Source organism: Wolbachia endosymbiont (group A) of Apotomis capreana (assembly GCF_964027025.1).
Classification (GTDB): Bacteria; Pseudomonadota; Alphaproteobacteria; order Rickettsiales; family Anaplasmataceae; genus Wolbachia; species Wolbachia pipientis.
This window is the reverse complement of sequence record NZ_OZ034721.1, coordinates 1,296,575-1,317,916: the sequence shown is the minus strand read 5'-3', so window position 1 is coordinate 1,317,916 and position 21,342 is coordinate 1,296,575. Positions and strand designations below refer to the sequence as shown.

Annotated in this window: 22 protein-coding genes and 2 pseudogenes; 9 read left to right on the top strand and 15 right to left on the bottom strand. The window is 35.1% G+C overall.

Translation table 11 applies throughout. From position 1 onward, the window contains the following. Positions 1–15 precede the first annotated feature (15 nt). The 5 genes from AAGD50_RS06650 (at position 16) to AAGD50_RS06630 (ending at position 5,503) form a co-directional block, all read left to right on the top strand. Positions 16–528 carry a hypothetical protein gene (locus AAGD50_RS06650; RefSeq protein WP_006279733.1) on the top strand — a complete coding sequence of 171 codons (513 nt, stop codon included), beginning with the start codon at positions 16–18 and terminating at the stop codon, positions 526–528. A 634-nt stretch (positions 529–1,162) separates the two neighbouring features. Then, complete coding sequence (gene uvrA, locus AAGD50_RS06645) at positions 1,163–3,958, top strand: excinuclease ABC subunit UvrA (protein ID WP_264373775.1); 2,796 nt, start codon at positions 1,163–1,165, stop codon at positions 3,956–3,958. 54 nt (positions 3,959–4,012) lie between these two features. After that, positions 4,013–4,312, top strand: coding sequence for a hypothetical protein (locus tag AAGD50_RS06640; protein ID WP_341810040.1), 300 nt, complete (start codon positions 4,013–4,015; stop codon positions 4,310–4,312). A gap of 35 nt (positions 4,313–4,347) precedes the next feature. Then, positions 4,348–4,656, top strand: a complete 309-nt coding sequence (locus tag AAGD50_RS06635) for a hypothetical protein (protein ID WP_341810039.1) — start codon at positions 4,348–4,350, stop codon at positions 4,654–4,656. Between the two features lie 115 nt (positions 4,657–4,771). Beyond that, entirely contained in the window at positions 4,772–5,503 is a 732-nt protein-coding gene (locus AAGD50_RS06630) for a ComF family protein (protein ID WP_155969427.1), read from the top strand. 36 nt (positions 5,504–5,539) lie between these two features. Here AAGD50_RS06630 and AAGD50_RS06625 read toward each other — a convergent pair whose 3' ends face one another. The 9 genes from AAGD50_RS06625 to AAGD50_RS06585 all read right to left on the bottom strand — a co-directional run bounded on the left by AAGD50_RS06625 (position 5,540) and on the right by AAGD50_RS06585 (position 13,575). Beyond that, positions 5,540–5,674, bottom strand: a complete 135-nt coding sequence (locus AAGD50_RS06625) for a hypothetical protein (RefSeq protein ID WP_256437791.1) — start codon at positions 5,672–5,674, stop codon at positions 5,540–5,542. A 7-nt stretch (positions 5,675–5,681) separates the two neighbouring features. Next, positions 5,682–6,089, bottom strand: a complete 408-nt coding sequence (locus tag AAGD50_RS06620; protein ID WP_007548764.1) for a transposase — start codon at positions 6,087–6,089, stop codon at positions 5,682–5,684. 19 nt (positions 6,090–6,108) lie between these two features. Continuing rightward, on the bottom strand, positions 6,109–6,309 hold the full coding sequence (locus AAGD50_RS06615) for a hypothetical protein (protein WP_010082383.1): 201 nt from the start codon (positions 6,307–6,309) through the stop codon (positions 6,109–6,111). Beyond that, positions 6,293–6,622: a transposase gene (locus AAGD50_RS06610; protein WP_007548762.1), complete on the bottom strand. Its 330-nt coding sequence runs from the start codon at positions 6,620–6,622 to the stop codon at positions 6,293–6,295. The genes AAGD50_RS06615 and AAGD50_RS06610 overlap by 17 nt, the downstream gene beginning before the upstream one ends. A 165-nt stretch (positions 6,623–6,787) precedes the next feature. Continuing rightward, positions 6,788–8,224 carry a Mur ligase family protein gene (locus AAGD50_RS06605; RefSeq protein ID WP_264339652.1) on the bottom strand — a complete coding sequence of 479 codons (1,437 nt, stop codon included), beginning with the start codon at positions 8,222–8,224 and terminating at the stop codon, positions 6,788–6,790. Beyond that, a complete protein-coding gene (gene metC, locus AAGD50_RS06600; protein WP_264723925.1) occupies positions 8,199–9,440 on the bottom strand; it encodes a cystathionine beta-lyase in 1,242 nt (413 codons plus the stop codon). Before metC ends, AAGD50_RS06605 begins: the two co-directional genes overlap by 26 nt. Before the next feature lie 7 nt (positions 9,441–9,447). Beyond that, positions 9,448–9,732, bottom strand: coding sequence for a BolA family protein (locus AAGD50_RS06595; protein ID WP_077188332.1), 285 nt, complete (start codon positions 9,730–9,732; stop codon positions 9,448–9,450). Between the two features lie 70 nt (positions 9,733–9,802). Next, positions 9,803–11,725, bottom strand: a complete 1,923-nt coding sequence (gene dnaK / locus AAGD50_RS06590; protein WP_012673300.1) for a molecular chaperone DnaK — start codon at positions 11,723–11,725, stop codon at positions 9,803–9,805. 86 nt (positions 11,726–11,811) lie between these two features. Continuing rightward, positions 11,812–13,575, bottom strand: coding sequence for a ribonuclease E/G (locus tag AAGD50_RS06585; protein WP_095742804.1), 1,764 nt, complete (start codon positions 13,573–13,575; stop codon positions 11,812–11,814). A 149-nt stretch (positions 13,576–13,724) separates the two neighbouring features. Between AAGD50_RS06585 and rpmG the strand changes: the two genes are divergently transcribed. Beyond that, positions 13,725–13,925: a 50S ribosomal protein L33 gene (gene rpmG / locus AAGD50_RS06580; RefSeq protein WP_010082633.1), complete on the top strand. Its 201-nt coding sequence runs from the start codon at positions 13,725–13,727 to the stop codon at positions 13,923–13,925. 25 nt (positions 13,926–13,950) lie between these two features. Then, on the top strand, positions 13,951–14,226 hold the full coding sequence (locus AAGD50_RS06575; RefSeq protein WP_010082632.1) for a helix-turn-helix domain-containing protein: 276 nt from the start codon (positions 13,951–13,953) through the stop codon (positions 14,224–14,226). A 383-nt stretch (positions 14,227–14,609) separates the two neighbouring features. Here AAGD50_RS06575 and AAGD50_RS06570 read toward each other — a convergent pair whose 3' ends face one another. Beyond that, positions 14,610–15,491, bottom strand: coding sequence for a zinc ABC transporter substrate-binding protein (locus AAGD50_RS06570; RefSeq protein WP_155969339.1), 882 nt, complete (start codon positions 15,489–15,491; stop codon positions 14,610–14,612). Between AAGD50_RS06570 and AAGD50_RS06565 the strand changes: the two genes are divergently transcribed. Both AAGD50_RS06565 and ubiB read left to right on the top strand, forming a co-directional pair. Next, complete coding sequence (locus AAGD50_RS06565) at positions 15,483–16,223, top strand: metal ABC transporter ATP-binding protein (protein WP_155969337.1); 741 nt, start codon at positions 15,483–15,485, stop codon at positions 16,221–16,223. The two genes, AAGD50_RS06570 and AAGD50_RS06565, sit on opposite strands and share 9 nt — an antisense overlap. After that, the gene (gene ubiB, locus AAGD50_RS06560; protein WP_264723923.1) at positions 16,220–17,650 is read left to right on the top strand and encodes a 2-polyprenylphenol 6-hydroxylase; all 1,431 of its coding nucleotides are present in this window, start codon (positions 16,220–16,222) and stop codon (positions 17,648–17,650) included. The genes AAGD50_RS06565 and ubiB overlap by 4 nt, the downstream gene beginning before the upstream one ends. Positions 17,651–18,066: 416 nt before the next feature. Here the strand turns inward: ubiB and AAGD50_RS06555 are convergent, their stop codons facing one another. The 5 genes and pseudogenes from AAGD50_RS06555 to AAGD50_RS06540 form a co-directional block, all read right to left on the bottom strand. Next, positions 18,067–18,402: a transposase gene (locus tag AAGD50_RS06555; RefSeq protein WP_049973597.1), complete on the bottom strand. Its 336-nt coding sequence runs from the start codon at positions 18,400–18,402 to the stop codon at positions 18,067–18,069. Between the two features lie 167 nt (positions 18,403–18,569). Next, positions 18,570–18,758 (bottom strand): annotated as a pseudogene (locus AAGD50_RS06865) (IS630 transposase-related protein); the annotation flags it as partial. Positions 18,759–18,807: 49 nt separating this feature from the next. Continuing rightward, positions 18,808–18,909, bottom strand: a complete 102-nt coding sequence (locus AAGD50_RS06550) for an IS630 transposase-related protein (RefSeq protein WP_213863610.1) — start codon at positions 18,907–18,909, stop codon at positions 18,808–18,810. 177 nt (positions 18,910–19,086) lie between these two features. Next, a complete protein-coding gene (locus tag AAGD50_RS06545; RefSeq protein WP_155969333.1) occupies positions 19,087–20,700 on the bottom strand; it encodes a hypothetical protein in 1,614 nt (537 codons plus the stop codon). Positions 20,701–20,856: 156 nt separating this feature from the next. Next, positions 20,857–21,264, bottom strand: a pseudogene (locus AAGD50_RS06540) (IS4 family transposase); the annotation flags it as partial. Between the last annotated feature and the right edge of the window lie 78 nt (positions 21,265–21,342).

Sequence of the window (21,342 nt, the reverse complement as noted above, 5' to 3'; positions counted from 1 at the left end):
TTTGGGTAGGTAATTATGTCTATTTTATCGATACTCCTGTTTATCAGTCTTTCTTTACTCAACACTTCAAATAAATTGATGATATGTGCTGCCTTATTTGTGGGAGCTGCTTTAGTTGTAAATTCAATGGTTGAATTTTATGGCAGAAGCAAAGCTACGTACAACTTAATAGTGTGTACAGCGCTATGTTGTGTTTTTAAATGGCAAAGTTTTAATTTGATGATATTGATTTCATATACTGCAATTTTAGTATCTCTTCTCTCAAGCATAATTATTTTTGAAAAATTGAAGTCCAAGTTGAATTTTCATATGGCAAATTTCATTACTTTAATTATAGCATCAGTGGTTGATAGTGCCGTTGTATGTGTTGGATTACTATACAAATTTTCTGCAGGTAAATGCTTATCAATATACATTAGAGATTTAATTTTTAAGTTTTCTTATGTGTCAGTATTGAGCATCTGCTTGTTTGTAGGAATGTATTTATTTTGCTTGGCGAACAAGAAGTATTTTAAGATTTCCACATAACCTGTTTTCTGATATAGCTAAACTGACTTTGGGTCCTGGGGGTGTATTTGGTGGTCCTAATACGTAACAACAGTTTAGAATTTATAGGTAGCCTAAACCCACAACTGTACAAACACTATGATTTGAGCCTATCAGGGGGGTGTCATTCCAGTGCCCAGACACTGGAATCCAGAAAAAAGAATGGTGTCATCCCAGTGCTTGACACATAGCTGTACGAACATTCATTTTTGAAGGTAAATTGCACAGCAAATGGTGTCATTCCAGTCTGGAATCCAGAAATTTTGCTTATAACTGAGCTGATGAGCTAAAGGTAGTTGTCTTACGCTAAAACAAACGTTTTTAATTAAGTTGCATAGAACCAGTGTCTGGGCACTGGCCCACTGGTGGGAATTGCTCCTAAACTACAACGTTCGTACAGCTATGTGCTTGACACTGGGATGACATCATAGGGGCACTGGCCTACTTAACCGTCATACCGTCGCGGTATCTCAGCCGCTAACAAGTAGCGGAATGACGATTTATCAAACGCTGCTTAATTTTCCGTAACAGTTGAAAAAATCAATAGAAAATCAATATATCACTATAAATTCACGTATTTTGAGGCTATAATGGTTAATACGCTATATGGTATAATATGGACGATTTTATCAGAGTTAAGGGCGCAAGGGAACATAATCTGCAAGGTGTAGACGTCAATATACCGAAAAATAAGCTAGTTGTTATAACTGGGCTAAGTGGTTCTGGCAAGTCTAGCCTTGCATTTGATACGATTTATGCAGAAGGCCAACGCCGGTACGTTGAAAGCCTGTCAGCTTACGCGCGTCAATTTCTCAACATTCAGGATAAACCAGATGTTGAGTCGATTACAGGTCTCTCTCCTGCAATATCTATCAACCAGAAATCGATCTCAAAAAATCCAAGGTCAACAGTTGGAACTGTTACCGAAATTTACGATTACTTGCGCTTAGTATATGCACGAATAGGAGTTCCTTATTCACCTGCAACTGGATTACCAATAACAAAACAAACGGTGTCTCAAATTGTAGATACTATAATTGCGTTACCTTTAGAAACTAAGATATATATACTTGCCCCTGTTGTGCGTGGTAGAAAGGGAGAACATCTTAAAGAGATATTGGAAATTAAAAGACAAGGTTACGTAAGGTTCAAAATAGATGGTGAAGTGTACAATGTAGATGACTTGCCTAAACTCGATAAGAACAAGAAACACGACATTTTTGTGGTTGCAGATAGAATATCAATATTGGGCGATATAGGAAATCGACTGCCAAGTAGTATAGAATCCGCACTAAAACTTGGTAATGGTCTAATGTATGTAGAAATAGTAAACCTACCTGACAACCATAATTCCGAGTATAAAAATGGTCAAATTCTGACTTTTTCAGAGAATTTTGCATGCCCCGAGTCTGGTTTCACTCTTGAGGAAATAGAACCAAGATTATTTTCTTTTAACAGCCCTTACGGTGCATGTGGTTCGTGTAATGGGCTTGGTAAAAAGCTGGCTATTGATGTGAAGCTGATAGTGCCAGATGAAACTCTTTCAATATCTGAAGGCGCTTTAAAGCCAGTGGGATCAATGTTCCGTCAAGTGCACACAGGTTATGGATTTTTAAAAAGTGCAATTCTATCACTGGCTGAAAATTGTAAATTTAGCCTTGATGTTCCGTGGAAGAACATAGATCAAGAAGTAAAAGATATGATACTCTTTGGCTTCGGTAAATTTCAAGGTTTGGTCAGTATCTTAGAAAACCAGATGGATTATGATGAAACGCTTGTTGAGCGATATTGCTCTGTTACTCACTGCAGAGAATGCACTGGCTATAGATTGAGAAAAGAAGCGCTTACAGTAAAAATTGATAGCAAACATATAGGTGAAATATCAGGGCTTAGTATCGATGAATCCCTTAAGTGGTTTGAAAATTTGCCAGACAAGCTCACAGAACAACAGAAGCAAATCTCAAATAAAATACTAAGTGAAATAATCAAGAGGCTAACATTTTTAAAGAATGTAGGGTTGAATTACCTAACGCTTGATCGAGAATCTAGCACTCTCTCTGGCGGCGAGAGTCAGAGGATCAGACTTGCTTCGCAAATTGGCTCAGGATTAACGGGGGTTTTATATGTTCTTGATGAACCCTCGATAGGCCTTCATCAATGTGATAATGATCGGTTAATTGCCACACTAAAAAACTTAAGAGACATGGGTAACACTGTAATCGTTGTTGAGCATGATGAAGATACAATAATGGCTGCTGATTATGCGATTGATATTGGTCCTGGAGCTGGCGTAAATGGTGGAAAAGTTGTTGCAGAAGGAACACCAGACCAGGTGCAAAGAAATTCGGGGAGCATAACAGGGCAATATTTGAGTGGAGAGAAAAAAATTTTAATTCCAAGGAGAAGAAAGCAAGCAACTCAGTTCATAAAAGTAATAAATGCATGTGAAAATAACTTAAAAAATGTGAACGTTAAATTTCCTATAGGGAATCTTATTTGTGTTACTGGAATATCAGGAGGGGGAAAATCAAGTTTAGTCATAGAAACGTTATATAAATATTCAGCACATAAGATACATCATTCGTCTGCAAGGTATGGTCAGTGTGATAGAATAGAAGGCCTTGAATATATAGATAAAGTTATAGAAGTTGATCAGTCGCCAATTGGTAGAACTCCTGCGTCAAATCCAGCAACATATGTTGGTATGTTCACTCATATAAGAAATTGGTTTGCAGGTCTTTCGGAGTCAAAAGCAAGGGGATATAATATAGGCCGGTTTTCATTTAATACCAGAGGGGGAAGGTGTGAGGCTTGTAAAGGTGATGGGCACTTAAAGATAGAGATGCATTTTCTACCGGACGTTTATGTGAAGTGTGAGCAATGTAAAGGGCGAAGGTATAATCGGGAAACATTGGAAGTTACTTATAAAGAAAAATCAATCTCTGATGTCCTTGATATGACGATAGATCAAGCTTGTGATTTTTTTGAAAACCTTCCAATGGTAAAAGAAAAGTTGATTTCTTTGCAGGAAGTGGGGCTTGGCTATATAAAACTCGGACAGTCGTCAACAACGTTGTCTGGGGGTGAAGCACAACGAATAAAGCTGTCCAAGGAGCTATCAAAACGATTTACCGGAAGAACATTGTATATTCTTGATGAGCCAACAACTGGATTACACTTTGAAGATATAAATAACTTACTAAAAATACTCCATAGATTAGTCGATCTGGGAAACACTGTTATAGTTATCGAGCACAATTTGCACGTTATAAAAACTGCAGATTATATAATAGACATCGGACCAGAGGGCGGAATAAAAGGCGGAGAAGTGATTGCTACTGGAACTCCAGAAGAAGTGGTAAAAATTCCAGAAAGTGTTACAGGCAGGTATCTTAAAACGTATTTATTATAAACTATTTCTTAATTATATTAGGCTAGGTTGCATATTTATGATTTGGAGATAAGAATGTCAGTATATCGATACTTTAGAAGGTACGTTGAATATGGAGTTGTACCTGCTAAGAAAGCAGAAGATAACACACTAGTTCCAGAAAATAGTTTCTATAAATCTGTACGTTACGTTGATAATGTGCTAGGACCTGTGAAAGATGTAATTTGTGGAGTTGAGAGTAAAGACAATTATAACAAGTATTATCAAGATAATGATAAATGTGAATACGTGGGCCACAGAGCAGAGGGAGTGTATTCATTGTGTACACTGGGTGCTGTTTTAGCAGCCAACATAATATTGCAACCTTTATTTTGATAGTGGCATGTTTGTCATACTTTCCAGTCAAGTTATTGTCAAAAATAACAGGGGACTATTGTTTTAAAACAGATACAAAATCATTCGTTAATTATTCAAACATATTTTTAGAAATGGGGCAAGATTGTGCTAATGCAGTAGCTAGAGTATTTAACAAGATTGTAAGTTATGCTTGCGCTGCTATCATTTGGGCTGCCGCGTCAATCATAACGCCACTTGTGTGGGCTTGTGACAAAGTGCAAAGTAAGTTGAGTGAAGTACAGAAGCCAGAAAAACATCAATTTTTATCTAAGGATAATTCAAAGACTACTTCAGTCAATGGTATACCACAAACTGAGTTATAAGTTCTGCTTTTCAGCAGCATGAACTATATTGAAATGGAATAAAAAGTGAAAGAGTGTAAGCTTAAGTTACTTTAGTTATACTATATAAATTATTTTATAATATATTTAATGAGTTGTGAACCTTCTCTTACTAAAAAAAGCTACAAATCTCATATTTCCAAGCGTATGCGTAAGTTGCGAATGTATCATTGATGAAAATCTTAATCTGTGTAGTGAATGCAACAAAAAAATCAATTTTCTAACTAAGCATTACTGCAATGTTTGTGGCGTAGTAATCTCAGACAATATTTATACGTGTGGTAAGTGCATCATCAATCCTCCACCGTTTAAAGTATTAAGATCAGTTTTTGCTTATGATCAACATAGTAGAAACATGATTATAAATTTCAAATTTTTTGATAATTTGAATTACGTAAAAATCTATGCAAAGTGGATACACCAAGCTAATCAGGATACATTTCAGAACGCAGAGATCATAATTCCTATACCGTTACATAAAATGCGCTTGTTTAAACGTAAATATAATCAAGCAGCACTGCTTGCAAAAGAATTGAGTAAGTTGTCCAATTTATCCTATACGCCATTTGCAATAAAACGCCTTCGCCATACTGCGCCTCAAGCTGGTCTTTCACTTAAACAGCGTGAAAAAAATTTAAAGAAGGCTTTTAAAACAAGCAACAAGAAAATTATCGAAAATAAAATCGTGATATTAGTTGATGATGTGGTAACAACCGGAGCAACTGTAAGATCTTGCTCTCAGGAAATTTTAAACTCCGGTGCAAAAGAAGTGAGAGTGCTATCACTTGCAAGAACGGTGAATGATTGGACCTCTTGCATAAAAAATTAGCAGTCAGTATCATCCAAGTAGCTTGACTACTTGGATCTATTTTTTTCTAGATTCCAGCGCCAGCGTCACGCACATAGCTGTACGAACATTGTTTGCCAAGGAGGGTGTCATCCCAGTGCTTGACACTGGGATGGCTTTGTTGCATCGCTCTTCGGATAGTAGGTAACGCACAATAAATTTATGAAGCTATCTCAAATTTAGCCATACCAATATCAGTGAACTTATTGAGCAAATAGCATTTAACAAGTAGTTCCTTCTCTCTATTTGTCTCAGATTTATTCCTAAAACTAAACCCGAATGTTTGTTTCAGTCGCGAGAAAAAACTTTCTATATAAGATCTTTTTCCATAACTCATCTCTTTTTTCCACTTCTTTATACCATCTTCATCATATGACTTTATGAGCTTGACTGCAGAATTTCTCTCAGCCATATAGTCTAACTTTGGATGCTCTGCTGCGTTGTTTTTCGGAGGAATTTTCGTTTTTATACCATATTGATTACACAGCTTATAGAGCTTTTCTCTGTCATATGCCCTATCTGCATATAGTACTTTTATGACATACTGAAAATCGACTTCTTTTAGCAAATCACAAGCTCCATAGTGATCAGCCGTTACTGTATTTTACAGCTATGGCTTTTTTGCTGTTTGTATTCAACATTACATGCAATTTTCTTGTCTGTTCATAGCTGCGATACTTTCTATCTTCGCTATTTTCTTTGCTATGACCAGGAGTGTTGTTGTATATACTAATTCCTGTACTGTCTATAGCAATTTCGATATCTTCCATATTATTTTCTGCAATCATTGATCTTAATATTGAGTTTCTTAAACCTTCTTGATGATTGTGAATAGCTGATAACTTGCAAATTTTTCCCAATTTGCTCAAGGTATCCTGCTATAAACCCAACTGTTTGCCTCAGGCCTATTCTAAATAAACAAGTTATTATGTGCACCAAAATTACAACTTTATCGCTATAAATATTGTTGCCACCTGGTATTTTTGGACCATTCTCGTACCACTTTTCTATGGCTTCGTTGATATAATGAAAAATATTTCCTCTTTTTTCTAGAAATTTGTTATATTCGCTATGGTTACTGACCCTCATTTTTTGTGGCATATTTTTTCTTTCAAGGTTAAATGGCTATTTTATAATGAATTTTGTCAGTAGCCACCAGATTTTTTCAGTTGCTATGCAACAAAGCCATCCCAGTGTCAAGCACTGGGATGACATCACTTTTGCTTCAATATTCGCACATTAGCGGAGGTAAGCCCATTGCGAAAATCAGTATGTTAAGGCATGATTTTTAATAACCTCAACATCGCTAAATTCAAAAGTTTGGTTGCCTATAATTTGAAATTTCTCATTTCCCTTTCCTGCAACTAGCAGAATCATACCCTCGTTATAGGCAATATCTACGCCTTTCTCTATAGCTTCTCTCCTACCTCCTATCTCCAGTGCATCAGGGCAATGTAGCAAAATATCGTGGCGAATTTTTGCCGGATCTTCATCACGCGAATTATCATCTGTAATTATTACTTTATCTGCATACATTTGTGCTATTTTGCCCATTTCTGAACGTTTCGTCTGATCGCGATTTCCACCGCATCCAAAAACTAGAATTATTTTTTTGTTGATATGCCATTTTAAAGACAATAGGGCTTGTTTAAGCGCACTTGGAGTATGAGCGTAATCCACGAATGCAAAAGGTTTCACTTTTTCCATTCTTCCTGGTGGAGAAACGAGTTTTTCTACGCATATTTCTCTGTAATTTAATCCAGATATACCAATTGCACATAGCAGATTATATGCTTGAAATTTTCCTAAAACTGGGAAAAATGTATTGTAAATTTGGTTATCAATTTTTACTGTAAGATGTTGACCATTAGGGGTTGATGTTTGCTCTAATAAAGTAATATCAGAGCCTTTTTTTCCATAAGTCACAACTTTATTACTGCGTTTTTCAGCTATTTTAAGCAATGCGCCGTATTCATCTATATCCGCATTTAAAATCGCTGTTTTTCCTTCTGGTAATACTTCGTAAAATAACCTTTTTTTAGTTTCTAAATATCCACCAAGACTTTTATGGTAATCTAAATGATCTTGCGAGAAATTAGTAAAAGCTGCAGCACTCAACTTTAATCCATGGATTCTATATTGATCAATCCCATGACTTGATGCTTCTAACACTAAGTGCTCTACGTTTTTATTATCTATATCACGTAATGCTGCGTAAAGGTCATCTGCACCTGGAGTGGTAAGACTGTTGCTATTACCTTTTCTACCATTATTGATGCATGTTCCAAGTGTTCCAATAGACGCAGCATTATAGCCAGCGTTTTGCCAGATCTGGCGGCAAAATTCTACTACTGAAGTCTTGCCATTTGTGCCTGTTACAGCAGCAACATATTTTGGCTGTTTGAATTGATAAAACCTGCTGACTATTTCGCTGTATATTTCTTGAGGGTTTGGGTGGAAGATACAGATTCCAGCATCACGCGTTGGAATGATACCAAGGCTTGAAGCTTCTGTTATGCAATCACTTGCAATTATCGCTTTAGCTCCACAAGATAATATCTGATCTATGTAAATCCTATCCCTTTCTGACACACAAACAAAAAGATAACCTTCCTTGATTTTCTTGGGATTACATGTGACGCCTTTGATTTCAATATCAAAGTTAACATCAATAATGTTATGCAGTAATTCTCTCAGTTTCATGTCCTACTTCATCGTTTTGAAAGTCTAAACATGGTAACCTTTTTAGTGCGTCATTAAGGTCAAAGATCAAATCTTCAGGATCTTCCAGTCCACAAAATATCCGTATAAAACTTCCACCATAATCTGAATTCATTACAGATCTTGACATAGATCTACGATCTATTGGTAATATCAAACTGTCGCACCCTCCCCAAGAAGCACCGATACCAAAAATTTTCATGTGATCAACCATGCAGCTTAGTTCTTCACATGAATATTCTCTACCCAATACTATACTGAATACGCCGCTTGCTCCTTTAAAGTAACCTTTCCATAATTCGTGTTGAGGATGGGAGGGAAGTGCTGGGTACAAAACTTTTTTGATTTTTAAATGTTTTTCTAGCCACTTTGCCACTTCCATTGCTGTATTTTGGTGCCTTTTTATACGTGTGTGCAGTGTTCTTAGTCCCCTATGTGCAAGGTAGCAGTCGTGCGATTGAATGGTTACCCCATAATTTTTATGGCTCTCATAAAGCAATTTAAAAGTTTCACCTTCAGCAACCATAGCTCCCATCACTAAATCTGAGTGACCGGCTAGATACTTTGTTACCGCATATAGTGCAACATCAATTCCATAATCAAGCGGCTTAAATAACAAAGGAGTGGCCCATGAATTGTCGCAAACGGTTACGATTCCACGTTCTTTAGCAACTTTTACTATATGCTCTATATTCGAAATCTCAAACGTTACAGAACCAGGAGTCTCGATCATTATCAATGAAGTATTACTCTGAATTAAATCAGTTATATCCTGTGTTGGATCATAAAAAGTTACTTCTATTCCCCTGTTTGGTAACTCATTTTCGGCAAATCTCTTGAGTCGGTAATAACTGTTATCCTGAATTAAAACATGAGAACCTGCTTTAGTGAAAGTCAAAATAGCAAAAGTAAGTGCAAATAGTCCGGAAGGAAAAATAAGCGCTTGTCCACTTCCTTCAATTTCAGCCAGTGCATTTGAAAAATAATGAACAGTGGGAGTACCAACATTACTATAGCTGTAATCTCTTGCAACATCATCGTTGATTACATCGTATATACTTTCTCCATTTGCTGCATTTAAGTAGTCCTTGTAAGTAGGGAATAATATGGTAGAAGAATGATAAACTGGCGGGTTCATAGAACCTTTATAGTCATTAAATTTTCTTCCTGCTTTAACTAATATAGACTCTTCCTTCACATTTTTATTATTTATTTTTTAAATTGTACTCATCTTGCGTATACAAGTGAAGAGAAATTGCATGTATTAGCTCTATCTCACCCTTCAATAACTCATAAATCAACTTGTGTCTTTTTAGAACGCTCATTCCAATAAAGCCGTCAGATATTAATATTAATTTAATGTGCGAAGGTAATGTTGAAGATGAAGCAAAATAATGATCAGCATGCTTTGCTGATTCATCGATAATGTTGATATCAATTACATCTATCGAATCGCGTATCTTTTCTTCTATTGTTTTAATAATATCCATAATGGTTTCTTTAAGCAACAATATGCTCCTCTTGTCATCCCAGTATCAGCTACTTGGATGACAATCGCAATTACTTATTCTCTTCTTTATTATCTATGTCTTGATAATCAGAATCTACTACTTTTTCCTCTTTATCATTTGGATTTCCTTCTGATGAAAAGCCATTTTCAGCACTATTTTGTTGAGATGCTTGATACATAGCTTCTCCAAGTTTCATAGATAATTGAGAAAGATTAGTGACTTTCTGCTGTATTGAATCAGCGTCATCAATGTTATCAGATTTACTAACTTCTTTTAATTCGTTAACTGCATTTTCAATAGCAGATCTATCTTCTGGTGAAACTTTATCACCATACTCTGTCAGAGACTTTTCTGTAGAATGGACTAAGCTATCCGCTTGATTCTTCACTTCAATAAACTTTTTGCGCTTTTCATCTTCTTGCGCTTTTTCTTCAGCTTCTTTTACCATGCGATTTATTTCATCATCAGATAAACCACCTGAAGATTGAATGCGTATTTTTTGCTCTTTTCCAGTAGCTTTATCTTTTGCAGAAACGTGTGCTATTCCATTTGCATCTATATCAAATGTCACTTCAATTTGTGGCCTTCCGCGCGGAGCAGGAGGTATCCCTTCCAAACTAAACTGACCGAGTAGCTTATTATCAACTGCCAGTTTTCTTTCACCCTGATGCACCTTAATTGTAACAGCTGTTTGGTTATCTTCTGCAGTTGAAAACACCTGAGATTTTTTAGTAGGAATTGTAGTATTACGCTCAATAAGTGGAGTGAATACTCCTCCTAGAGTTTCAATACCAAGAGAAAGTGGGGTCACATCAAGTAGTAACACATCTCTTACATCACCTTGAATGATCCCCGCCTGTATTGCAGCTCCAATTGCTACAACTTCATCAGGGTTAACTCCTCTATGTGGATCTTTGCCAAAGAATTCTTTAACTTTCTCTATGACTTTTGGCATACGAGTCATGCCACCAACAAGAACCACTTCGCCAATTTGACTAGCAGATAAACCAGCATCCTCAAGAGCTTTTTTACAAGGAGCCATAGTTCTTTCGATTAAATCATTCACTAAGCTTTCAAGTTTTGCTCTCGTTAATTTCATATTTAAGTGTTTTGGACCACTTGCATCAGCTGTAATAAACGGTAGATTTATTTCCGTTTCCATTGCACTTGATAATTCAATTTTCGCTTTTTCAGCAGCTTCTTTGATTCTTTGCATAGCCATTGGATCATTTTTCAAATCAATGCCATTACTTTTCTTGAATTCATCTAGTAAATAACTCACTACTCCATTATCAAAGTCTTCACCTCCAAGATGGGTATCACCGTTTGTTGCTTTCACTTCGAAAACTCCATCACCTATTTCAAGTATTGAAACGTCAAATGTACCACCACCAAGGTCATATACTACTATTGTGTGCCCATGTTTCTTATCAAGACCATAAGCAAGTGCTGCAGCAGTCGGTTCATTTACTATTCTGAGTACATTTAATCCGGCAATTTTTCCTGCATCTTTTGTTGCTTGACGTTGAGAGTCGTTGAAGTATGCTGGCACTGTTATCACAGCATCTTTTACTTCCTCTCCAAGATAAGCTTCTGCTGCCTCTTTCATGTTTTGTAGTATAAATGCACCAATTTGACTAGGAGAATATTCTTTATTATCAGTTGTTTTAACCCATGCATCACCACTTTTTGCTGCAAATACTTTGTATGGTACACTTAGATTTTTCATCTCAGGATCACTATATTGACGGCCTATTAATCTCTTAGTAGCAAAAAAGGTATTACTTGCATTGGTGGTTGCTTGCCTTTTTGCTGGAGCACCAATCAACCTTTCTCCTGAAGAAGTCAATGCAACTATAGATGGAGTAGTTCTTGCCCCTTCTTTATTTTCTATTACCTTTGTATCCTTGCCCTGCATTATTGCAACACAAGAATTTGTTGTTCCGAGATCTATGCCTATTGCTCTTCCCATAATGAGTACCCCATTGTAAATATTATCTGATATAAGAATATATAAGTATAGGGCTCATTAATTACAAGCCCAATTTAGGTTTCTAATTAGTTATTAGAACTTAAAAGGCGCGAAAGCCACTTAGTCAGCCAAAAATTGCCTCGTAGTTTATTTGAATTATCAGCTTCTTCATTGCTGCTATCCCCAATTTGGTATCCAGAGTTCTGTAATGGCTTATAACCGTTTAAATTAACATCATCTCCTTGTTTTAAAACAAATGTATTTACATCTAAACTGTTATCAATACTAACGTTCAATGTAATATTAAACTCTTTTTCGATTGTAGAAACTGTATTGCGTTTGTTATTAAAAATGTGCGCTATAACTGCACTGTGTGCTACTAAATCAAAAGACTTATTTCGATTCTTGTTAGCAATATGTTGTAAATCCCTTAGTATTGATGAAACAATTACTTCGTTTGATTTTACTCTTCCAGTACCTTTGCAGTGTAAACACTCTGTAGTATTAATTTCTTGTATGTTTGGTTTAATTCTTTGTCTTGAAAATACCATTAAACCAAAGTCATTTATGTAGCTAAATTGAACTTTAGCTTTATCATCTTTAAACGCTTGCTTTATAGCAGACTCAACAGCTCTGCAATACTGATATTTCAACATATCAATAAAATCGACTACTATTAATCCTGATAGGCCCCTAAGATTCACCTGTCTTGATATTTCAGGTACTGCTTCCATGTTGGTTCTATAAGCTGTTTCTTCTATGCTATCTTCTCCTGTCATCTTTCCTGAATTTACGTCTATTGAAACAAACGCCTCAGTTAAAGTTATTATCAAAGACCCACCAGATGGCAATTCTACTCTATTGCTATATAACTCAGAAATTTGATCTTCGATTCCGTAGTAAGTAAAGATCGGAGCATAACCTCTATACAATCTATAGCGCAACTTACTACCTTTTAGTGCATTGTTAGCATATTGCCTAACTGCCTCAAAAGCTTCCTTTCCAGACACTATAACTTCTATACCATCGCTACAAAAATCACGAACAGATCTCATAATTACATCTGCTTCATTGTAAATTAATGATGGAACGTTTACAGAGAAGGCATTTTTTTGAATGCTCTGCCATAATGAGGATAAGTAATTGTAATCCTGCTCAATTTCTTTCTTATTTTTTCCTGAACCAACAGTTCTTACTATTAAACCTGATCTTTTTGGCAAGTTTATTGAACTCAGTATCTCCTTTAACTGCTTTCTGACATTAGCATCTTCAATTCTGCGAGACACTCCACCTTTACTCATGGAATTTGGCATGAAAACACAGTATCTACCCACTAAAGTTATGTATGTTGTAAATGAAGCTCCTTTATTGCCTCGTTCCTCTTTAGTTAGCTGGACCAATACTTTTTGATTTACTGAAATAACATCTTGTAATTTGTATTTTTTATATAAAGGTACCTCTCTTACAAAACCACTACCTGATCCGTTGACATTCTTACTAGCTGCAGAATCTGAAGAAACATTTGCTGAGGCTTCTTCTATACAATCGTCATTTGAGTAGCCCTCAAAGATAGTTTCCTTTTCTTTTTCTGGAATGTTGAAGTAATCTAGAGATATCTCGGAAAAAGACAAAAAACCTTGCTTATTTTTCCCATATTCAATAAATACGGCTTGCAAAGAAGGCTCTATACGCTTTATATAAGCAACGTATATATTACCTCTTAATTGTTTTTTTTCCTTGAATTCTTGTTCAAATTCTACAACCTTGTTATTAATTGACAAGGCAACTCTTACCTCATTAGAACAGATAGAATTTTCTATCAATAATACCCTTTTACCACTATTTGTCACTTATTTACCGTTTGCTTTTTATTCTGAAGTTAACTTTATGCTACTTAATGCACTGTTGATTGTCAAGGATTTTGCAATCTGCATTATTCGATTGACTTTTAGTATTTTGCGTAATAAACTCGCATAGAATTTATTATATCATTATAAGTATGGCGAAAAAAAATGCTTCTTTGCTCGTTAAGTTAGTCAGCACTGCAATCAAGATAACAAAAACTGGTGAAGAAAAATCAACTGGCTATTTTTATGTAAAAAAGCGTAATCCAAAAAAGCTCACCAAAAAACTGGAGTTTAGGAAGTATGACCCAGTAGTCAGAAGGCATGTGTTATTTAAAGAAGAAAAACTAAAGTAATTTTTTTATAAGGAATTTTATTATTATGCAAAATTTACAATTAAGTTATCCTATAATAGTAGAGTTGGGGGATGTGAAAGATACAAAACTGAAATTAATAAAGGTCATTGCACAATTAATAAGTAAGAAGTACACAACACAGAAAAAAGCAGCAAACGCTCTAAAGATTGATCAACCTAAAGTATCTCAAATCAATAGGTCAAAAATCGAAGGGTTCTCCTTAGAATACTTGCTTAACTTATTGATTGTATTGGGCCAAGACATAAACGTAAGAATAAAGCATAATTCTAAACCTGCATAATATGGTATCCGTTCAGCGGAGTGGCAAAATAAGGTAGACAAGATAAATCAACCCCGGTGTCAAGCACTGGGATGACAAGGTATAAACCTTATCGTCATGCCGCCGCGAACCGTCATACCGCGATTCATTCGCGGTATCTCTAGATCCCGCTAACAAGTAGCGGGATGACGGTTATCAGGCCAGCACCCCTACGATGTCATCCCAGTCTGGGATCCAGGAATTTTATTAAGTTAGTAAGCATAAAAGTAGCCGTTTTATGTTAAAATACAACGTTTTGATGATTATGAAAAAGCTGGATTCCAGACTGGAATGACACCATTTGTTGTAAACTCACTTCTTCTTGATTTGTAGAACAATAAAACAGTAAGCTAAAAGGGAACTTATTACTCAACAAAACAAGACTTAAAATTTTGTGCAATGCTATTGATTATAGCTAGATATGCATCTTTTCCAGGCTCTATGTCTGATCCAATAGGATCAAGAACTACCATTTTTGCGTCATTAGAAAGGGCGTTAGGCTTTATGCTATCTTCCTGTGAATGAGCAAATATACATTTAACGTTTTCTTCCTTCATTATCTTTTTTAGCTTCATTAAACTCTTCATACCTATGTAAGAATCCTCTTCTATGGAAAGAATAGCGCTTGGATGATTTAGACCGAAATATTTTTCAAAATATTGATAAGCATCATGAGTAACGATGTATTTTTGATTTTTAAAATCATTCAGTTCTTTCATGATTTCTTTTACTTCTTGGTCTATTTTTTTTATAGCTTTTGTTGCATTAGAACTGTATCGATGGGAATTTCCTTTATCTATGTCAGACAATGTTGCACTTATAGAAAGTATCATGCTCTTTGCATTTTCGGGACTCAGCCACATGTGTAAATCTTTTTCATCTTGAATGTGAGTGATTTTTCTAGAAAATGAATGTGGCCGAGTAGGAAGTAGGTTGATTGCCTTTGACAATTGCACTAGTTCTTTATTATTTTTGGCGAAAGTTTGAACAAACGTCTCTAAGTTATCGTCAACATAAAATATAACGTCACTTGATTCTAAATTACTCGCATCAGATGGCTTTAATATATAATTATGTGCAGATGTTGCATAGCCAAGCAATTCCGGTTCTAAAATCCCTTCTGTAACAGAAGCTACAAGTGAGTGGATAGGTTTGATTGTAGCTACAACTTTTAAATTGGATGAAAAGGCGATATTATAGTATAGTGTAAATGAAAGTAATAGAAAAAAAGTCAGTAAATGTCTCATATAAACGTTGAGAAGAAGTTAAATTTTGTCAATAAATTGAATAATGTCAATAATCGTGTTCTAAAAATAGAAAATCTTGCTCTCGCATATGATGGTAAAAGAATCCTTGACAATATCAATATGTTCATGGAAAGAGGAGACATAATTACAATACTTGGTCCAAATGGTGGAGGTAAAACCTCTTTAGTGAAAGCAATTGCTGGTATAAATAAAAATTATACTGGAAATATTGTGTTAGCTGAGAACACAAAAATTAGCTACATGCCGCAAAATTTTAGTATTAGTAATTTGATGCCAATAACAGTTGAATATTTTCTTTTAAATAGCTCCTTGAAAAGACTAAAGAAAAATCAATCCATTATTACAGAAACGATAGAGTTGGTTGGTATCGGTAACATTTTGAAGAATCAAGTGTTAGAAATTTCTGCAGGGCAAACACAATTATTGCTACTTGCACGTTGTTTAATTGCAGAGCCTGACTTGATCATTCTAGATGAACCAGTTAGTGCAATGGATATTAACGCGCGGGCTAAATTTTATGATATTATAAATAAAATAGCAAAAAAACGATTGGTATCGATTCTTATGACTTCTCATGATCTTAACTCTGCTCTACCATCCTCAGATTACATAATTTGTATAAATAATACTATCTATTGCCAAGGCAAGCCTGATGAGATTATGAAAAATAGAACCCTAAATGAAATATTTAGCAGTTACGCAGCGAAATGATTCAAAATATTTTGCGTCTTCTGCACATAACTACGGTGCTGACGCGTTACAATATATTACCTTATTTACTTCCACCATCAAAAAAATCAATAAATAAAATACAAGGCCACAAGCTAAAGTGTGCTCTTGAAAAATTAGGTCCGGTGTTCATTAAGTTTGGGCAGTCTATCTCATCACGTACTGATGTTTTAAATGAAGATATAACAAATAACTTGTTATTGATATGTGATAGATTGCCATCGTTTTCACATAAAATAGCAGTTAAAACTATAGAAAGTGAGTTTAATTGTAAATTGAGCGACATTTTTTCAAGCTTTTCTGAAAAGCCAATTGCAGCAGCATCGATTTCTCAGGTGCATAGAGCGGTTACAACTGAGGGTAAGGAAGTTGCTGTGAAGGTTTTAAGGCCAAATATTGAGAAAACATTCTCAAGGGATATAAAAATGCTTTCTTGGCTCGCAGAAATTGCAGAAAAATTTAGCGAACAATCAAAAAGGCTGAGGCCAATTGAATTAGTTAAAACTTTTGCTGAAATTTGCCGATTAGAGTTAGATCTACGTTTTGAAGCTGCTCACTCTTCGGAACTAAAGGAAAACACAAAAAATGAAAGAGGTTTTTACGTACCTGAAGTAGATTGGAATAGAACTTCGAAAAAGGTTTTAACATTAGAATGGATAGAAGCAACGCCAATATACGAAGTTGAAAAACTGAATAATCATAAGCAAATAGCTATCAATCTTATAGAATCGTTTTGTAATCAGGTATACAGGGATTGTTTTTTTCATGCTGATATGCATCCTGGAAATCTAATGGTTGATAGTAATAACAATATTATTGCTCTGGATTGTGGAATCATGGGTAGAATAGATCGTGAGACATGCTATTACGTTATAGAGATACTCAAAGGCTTTTTAAATCGGGATTATGATCACGTTGCAAAAATGCACTTTAAAGCTGGTTACGTTTCATCACAGCATAGAAATTTTGTCACAGCTTGCAGGGCAATAGGTGAACCCATTATTGGGCAGCCTATACAGAAGATTTCATTTGCTAGTTTACTTGCTCAGCTATTAAAAATAACTGGTGATTTTGATATGAAAGTTCAAACACAATTGTTATTGCTGCAGAAAACTATGATTTTACTGGAAGGGACATGTAGAAAGATCTACCCAGAAATCAATATGTGGAAAGTAGTTGAAGCGTGGATAAGCAGTCAACATGAAAGTAAAATAGGGTATAGGGAAAAAATTAGAAGTTCTTATCCTGTAAAAACAATCCAAGGGATATTTAGCCTTATAGAAAAATTAAACCTAATAGCTGATAAAAAATTAGAAAACATCCAAATTAAAAATAAATCAAATGGAAAAGTCTATTTTTTATTGTGGTTTGTAATTATAATTCTAATCGTTAAACTTTTAATTTCTTAAACTATGGGAAAAAACTGCGTCAAATCCAATTTTTATTCAACTTAATTTTTAATCTGCAGGAGCCGAGTTGAGAATGTCCAATTTTCCACTTTCTTTATGTATCTGTTCAGCAGAGTGGCAAAATAAGGTAGACGAGAAAAGACAACTATAGGAACAAATGGGTGTCATGCCAGTGCGTGACACTGGCCTCTTGTTTCAATGTTAAACAAAATACCATAGAATTCAAAAAGACAATTCCTAGAAAATTTCTACATCCAAAAAAGGCATAAGTTATGTTAATGCTGTTTGAATGAGATGATATAAAGATAAGCCAAATTTTTACAAAGAAAACATTTCAAGCAGCAAGACACCTTTGATTGAAAGAGAGCACCAAATTTATGGGGTGAGTAACTGCGCTATTTCAACTATAGTATTTTCTAAAACGAATGATAAACGTCTAAAATGGTATTACCAACTAAAAGGTGTAAGTCTGTACATTGATGCATTAGAGGTCTGAGGCAACTTTTGATGGTGTGCCAACAATGCTCTATCGGATTTAGATCAGGTGAATATGTTGGAAGATAAAGCAAATGACAGCCAAAAGACTCTATTAATGACTTTGTTTTGGGAGTTTTATGGAATGTAGCATTATCCATAACTATGGTTGTATCACGCTGTAATTGTGGAAGTAATCTTCGCTCTAACCATACATTAAATATATCTTTATTACACCCTCCTGTGAAGGTCATTGGTGCAATAAACTTCTCATCCACCTATTATACTCACTCTTTCCCGCTTTTTTCCTGGAACATCAGCATATATTTTTTCTCCTCTTGGAGCTCGTGCATATTCTCGGTATAGTCTATTATCAACTCCTGCTTCATCTATATATAAAATGCTACAGTGGTCTATTTTTGAGACTTTATCGATAAATTGCTGCCTATCTTCTTGATTGCGCTCTTGATAGAATGTGACTTTTTTTAAAGGTTATTTTTAGCTGTCTTAATCTATACCAAATTGCACTTATCCCAAAGCCAAGGTTTTGTTTCATTTCTGCTAGTGTGTGATCTGGGTGTTTTTTGACATATTCTTTGAGTATTTCTGGATCTATTTTTCGAATAAAACCAGTACTTTTTACCGCTTTGAGACCTTGGCCAGTAGCTTTCTTTTTTAGCCATCTATATAGTGTCTATCTCAAAAACCTCTGCAACTTCAACCTTTGACTTTCCTTTTTCTACCAAAGACACTGCTTTTTCCCTTAAATCTACACTATATACCATCGCTTTCCCTACTTTAAAAAAACATATTATACCTTTATCATTCGCTTTTGAAAATACTATAGTTAGCGGAATGACGGTTTTTCAAATTGTCGGTAAATCTAAGTCAGTTTAGCTATAATTTCCTAAATTTGCTCACAATCTCTTGACTTGACACATATGTTTTTTTCCCAAATGTTACTATCTTCCTCCTTTTCCTTTCTCAATTTGTGCAACCATTTCCTTTACATTTGCATGCGTGAGAAGGGAATTTTTGCTGATATGAGATTTTGGATCAGATTTTGCTGTTACGTGTTTCGTTGCAGATCTTTTATTCTCTGTTAGAAATGAATGAGATTGTTTTTTCTTCACACCGATATCCGCTTGTGCTGCTGGAGTGGTTTTGCTTTCAGCAAGCTGTACATTAGCATTTCCTTTTGCTTGATTTTGCTCAAATTTTTCTTTTAATGCCTTTACTTTACTGCCCATCTCGCGATTAGCTCCTCCTTTCATAGTAGCTGCTGCTACTTTTGGTATCGCCTTACCAGCAGCTTTTTGTGCTGATTTCCTATTGTCTTGATTTTCAGATTTTAGTGGTACTCTTTCAGCTGATTTTTTAAGAATTACTCCTACTACTTTTGGCTCTGTGCTTACTTTTTGATTAGCACGGCTTAGATTTTTAGGCTTTGGCGGTACTGCAGGTTTATCTTTGATTACCACTTTCGATTCTTGTCTAACTTCTTGACCAGTAGTAAACATTTTTTTTGGCACTTGCGGTGGTTTTGGTGGTACGAGGGATTGAGGTTGTTGTTTCTGCTTACGTTCTCTTTTTGCTTCTATATGTTCTTTAGGAACTGTTGCATAAATTGGCTCTTCTTTGGGCGATTTTGAACTCTGCGAATTTTCTATTAAAATTTTACTCTTCTTCTCTTGATAATTTGATATTTCTTTGTATACAGACTCTTCATTTAATGAACTTCCATAGCCTGAATCTTCTCTCTGCTCATATAAAGGATTTTCCTTTTGCTTTTTCTCTTGATAATTTGATATGTCTTCATATTCAGACCCCTGATCTAATGAACTTTCATAGCCTGAATCCTCAGAAGGATTTTCCTTAGCATCAGGCATACTAAAACTATTAGCTCCTTTTAGTAAAGAAGATGTAGACTTTGCCTTGCTTTCTCCATCTGAGGATATTTCTGATTTAAAGCGTACCTTCCTCGAATCTGGAGCAGCCGGAGGTGCTGTTGTTGGTCGCTTTATTTGCCTCATGCGATTACCACCTAATTTTTCTTTCGGCTGTTCTTCTTTTCGCAGCTCAAAAGTACCTTCCTTTTGCTTTCTACCTTCCAAACTCACTTCGTGTGATCTATCTTTTCCTTGACTCTTTTCACTTTGTTCTAAATTTAAAGAATCTTTTAAAATATTATTTTTTCTGAAATCTTTTTCTAATTGTTCCAAGAGATCAATTTTTTTTAAAATTCTTGTATACTTAGCTGCTGTTTCTAAAGTGAAACTTGACAACTCATCATTTACAAAATTACTTATACTACTGTTCTTGGTTGGAAAATTTTTTCCCAAAATTCTATTCATTAATGTTTTAAAAAGACCTAATGGCTGTTCTACATAATTGTTCAAGTCAGTATATATAACAAACTCAGCTATACCTTTTGCCTCACCTGTAAAACCTTCTAATGCATGAGATAAATCCCTTAACGTTTTGTTATATTGTTTCTCTGCATTTCCTAGCTTTACAGCTTTGATCAGAGAATCGAGATTTTTTTTATAGTTCTCACTTTTAAATGGATTATTCATACTAATTACAGCTCATTATTTATTAAAATATAGATCTAAAATATTAAGATCTAGTAAATATTACTTTTGTAATTCATGTAGAACTATAGCTATAATAAGTAAGATTCCCTACGTCATACCGCCGCGGTATCTCCAGATCCCGCTAACAACTTACTATTACCCACAAATATGAGGTTCGTGAGCAAGTCGCCATCCTTCTGCTAAATCAAAGAGACGTTTATATCCTTTCCAAAGAACATAAGGTCCTGGTTCTGGGTCATTTTTTCTTGCTAAATGGCCTCCAAGTTCATGAAACAGCTTCTTTTATCTTGGGAACTACACTTGGACATGGTTTTCTGTGTATTTTAACGTATAAAACTTTCCATTCCTCTTCAGCTAATAAGGTAGTACATGGTAATGTTGGGTTAGCTCTTGCAATTGATGTAATAAAGAAGATCCTCCAAGCAATAATACTCATAACTGTTAGATATCTCATTAGTCTTTCTGCTATTCCAAGCCTACATTCTTCAACTTTGAAACCGAATTTAAAATTTTATGTAATATCTCTATTTTCCATCTAAGGCAATTGTAAGTTAAAAACGTGATATAAAAGAGATAAGAGAGAAAGATAACCCTGCTCACTAGGAATAGCGGGCGTGCGCG

Excerpts from the sequence above, each read along its gene's own strand:
- AAGD50_RS06650 (WP_006279733.1), top strand. The coding sequence starts at position 16 with ATGTCTATTTTATCGATACTCCTGTTTATCAGTCTTTCTTTACTCAAC.
- uvrA (WP_264373775.1), top strand. The coding sequence starts at position 1,163 with ATGGACGATTTTATCAGAGTTAAGGGCGCAAGGGAACATAATCTGCAA.
- AAGD50_RS06640 (WP_341810040.1), top strand. The coding sequence starts at position 4,013 with ATGTCAGTATATCGATACTTTAGAAGGTACGTTGAATATGGAGTTGTA.
- AAGD50_RS06615 (WP_010082383.1), bottom strand. The coding sequence starts at position 6,309 with ATGATTGCAGAAAATAATATGGAAGATATCGAAATTGCTATAGACAGT.
- AAGD50_RS06610 (WP_007548762.1), bottom strand. The coding sequence starts at position 6,622 with ATGCCACAAAAAATGAGGGTCAGTAACCATAGCGAATATAACAAATTT.
- AAGD50_RS06605 (WP_264339652.1), bottom strand. The coding sequence starts at position 8,224 with ATGAAACTGAGAGAATTACTGCATAACATTATTGATGTTAACTTTGAT.
- AAGD50_RS06595 (WP_077188332.1), bottom strand. The coding sequence starts at position 9,732 with ATGGATATTATTAAAACAATAGAAGAAAAGATACGCGATTCGATAGAT.
- dnaK (WP_012673300.1), bottom strand. The coding sequence starts at position 11,725 with ATGGGAAGAGCAATAGGCATAGATCTCGGAACAACAAATTCTTGTGTT.
- rpmG (WP_010082633.1), top strand. The coding sequence starts at position 13,725 with ATGGCGAAAAAAAATGCTTCTTTGCTCGTTAAGTTAGTCAGCACTGCA.
- AAGD50_RS06575 (WP_010082632.1), top strand. The coding sequence starts at position 13,951 with ATGCAAAATTTACAATTAAGTTATCCTATAATAGTAGAGTTGGGGGAT.
- AAGD50_RS06565 (WP_155969337.1), top strand. The coding sequence starts at position 15,483 with ATGTCTCATATAAACGTTGAGAAGAAGTTAAATTTTGTCAATAAATTG.
- AAGD50_RS06570 (WP_155969339.1), bottom strand. The coding sequence starts at position 15,491 with ATGAGACATTTACTGACTTTTTTTCTATTACTTTCATTTACACTATAC.
- ubiB (WP_264723923.1), top strand. The coding sequence starts at position 16,220 with ATGATTCAAAATATTTTGCGTCTTCTGCACATAACTACGGTGCTGACG.
- AAGD50_RS06550 (WP_213863610.1), bottom strand. The coding sequence starts at position 18,909 with ATGGTATATAGTGTAGATTTAAGGGAAAAAGCAGTGTCTTTGGTAGAA.
- AAGD50_RS06545 (WP_155969333.1), bottom strand. The coding sequence starts at position 20,700 with ATGAATAATCCATTTAAAAGTGAGAACTATAAAAAAAATCTCGATTCT.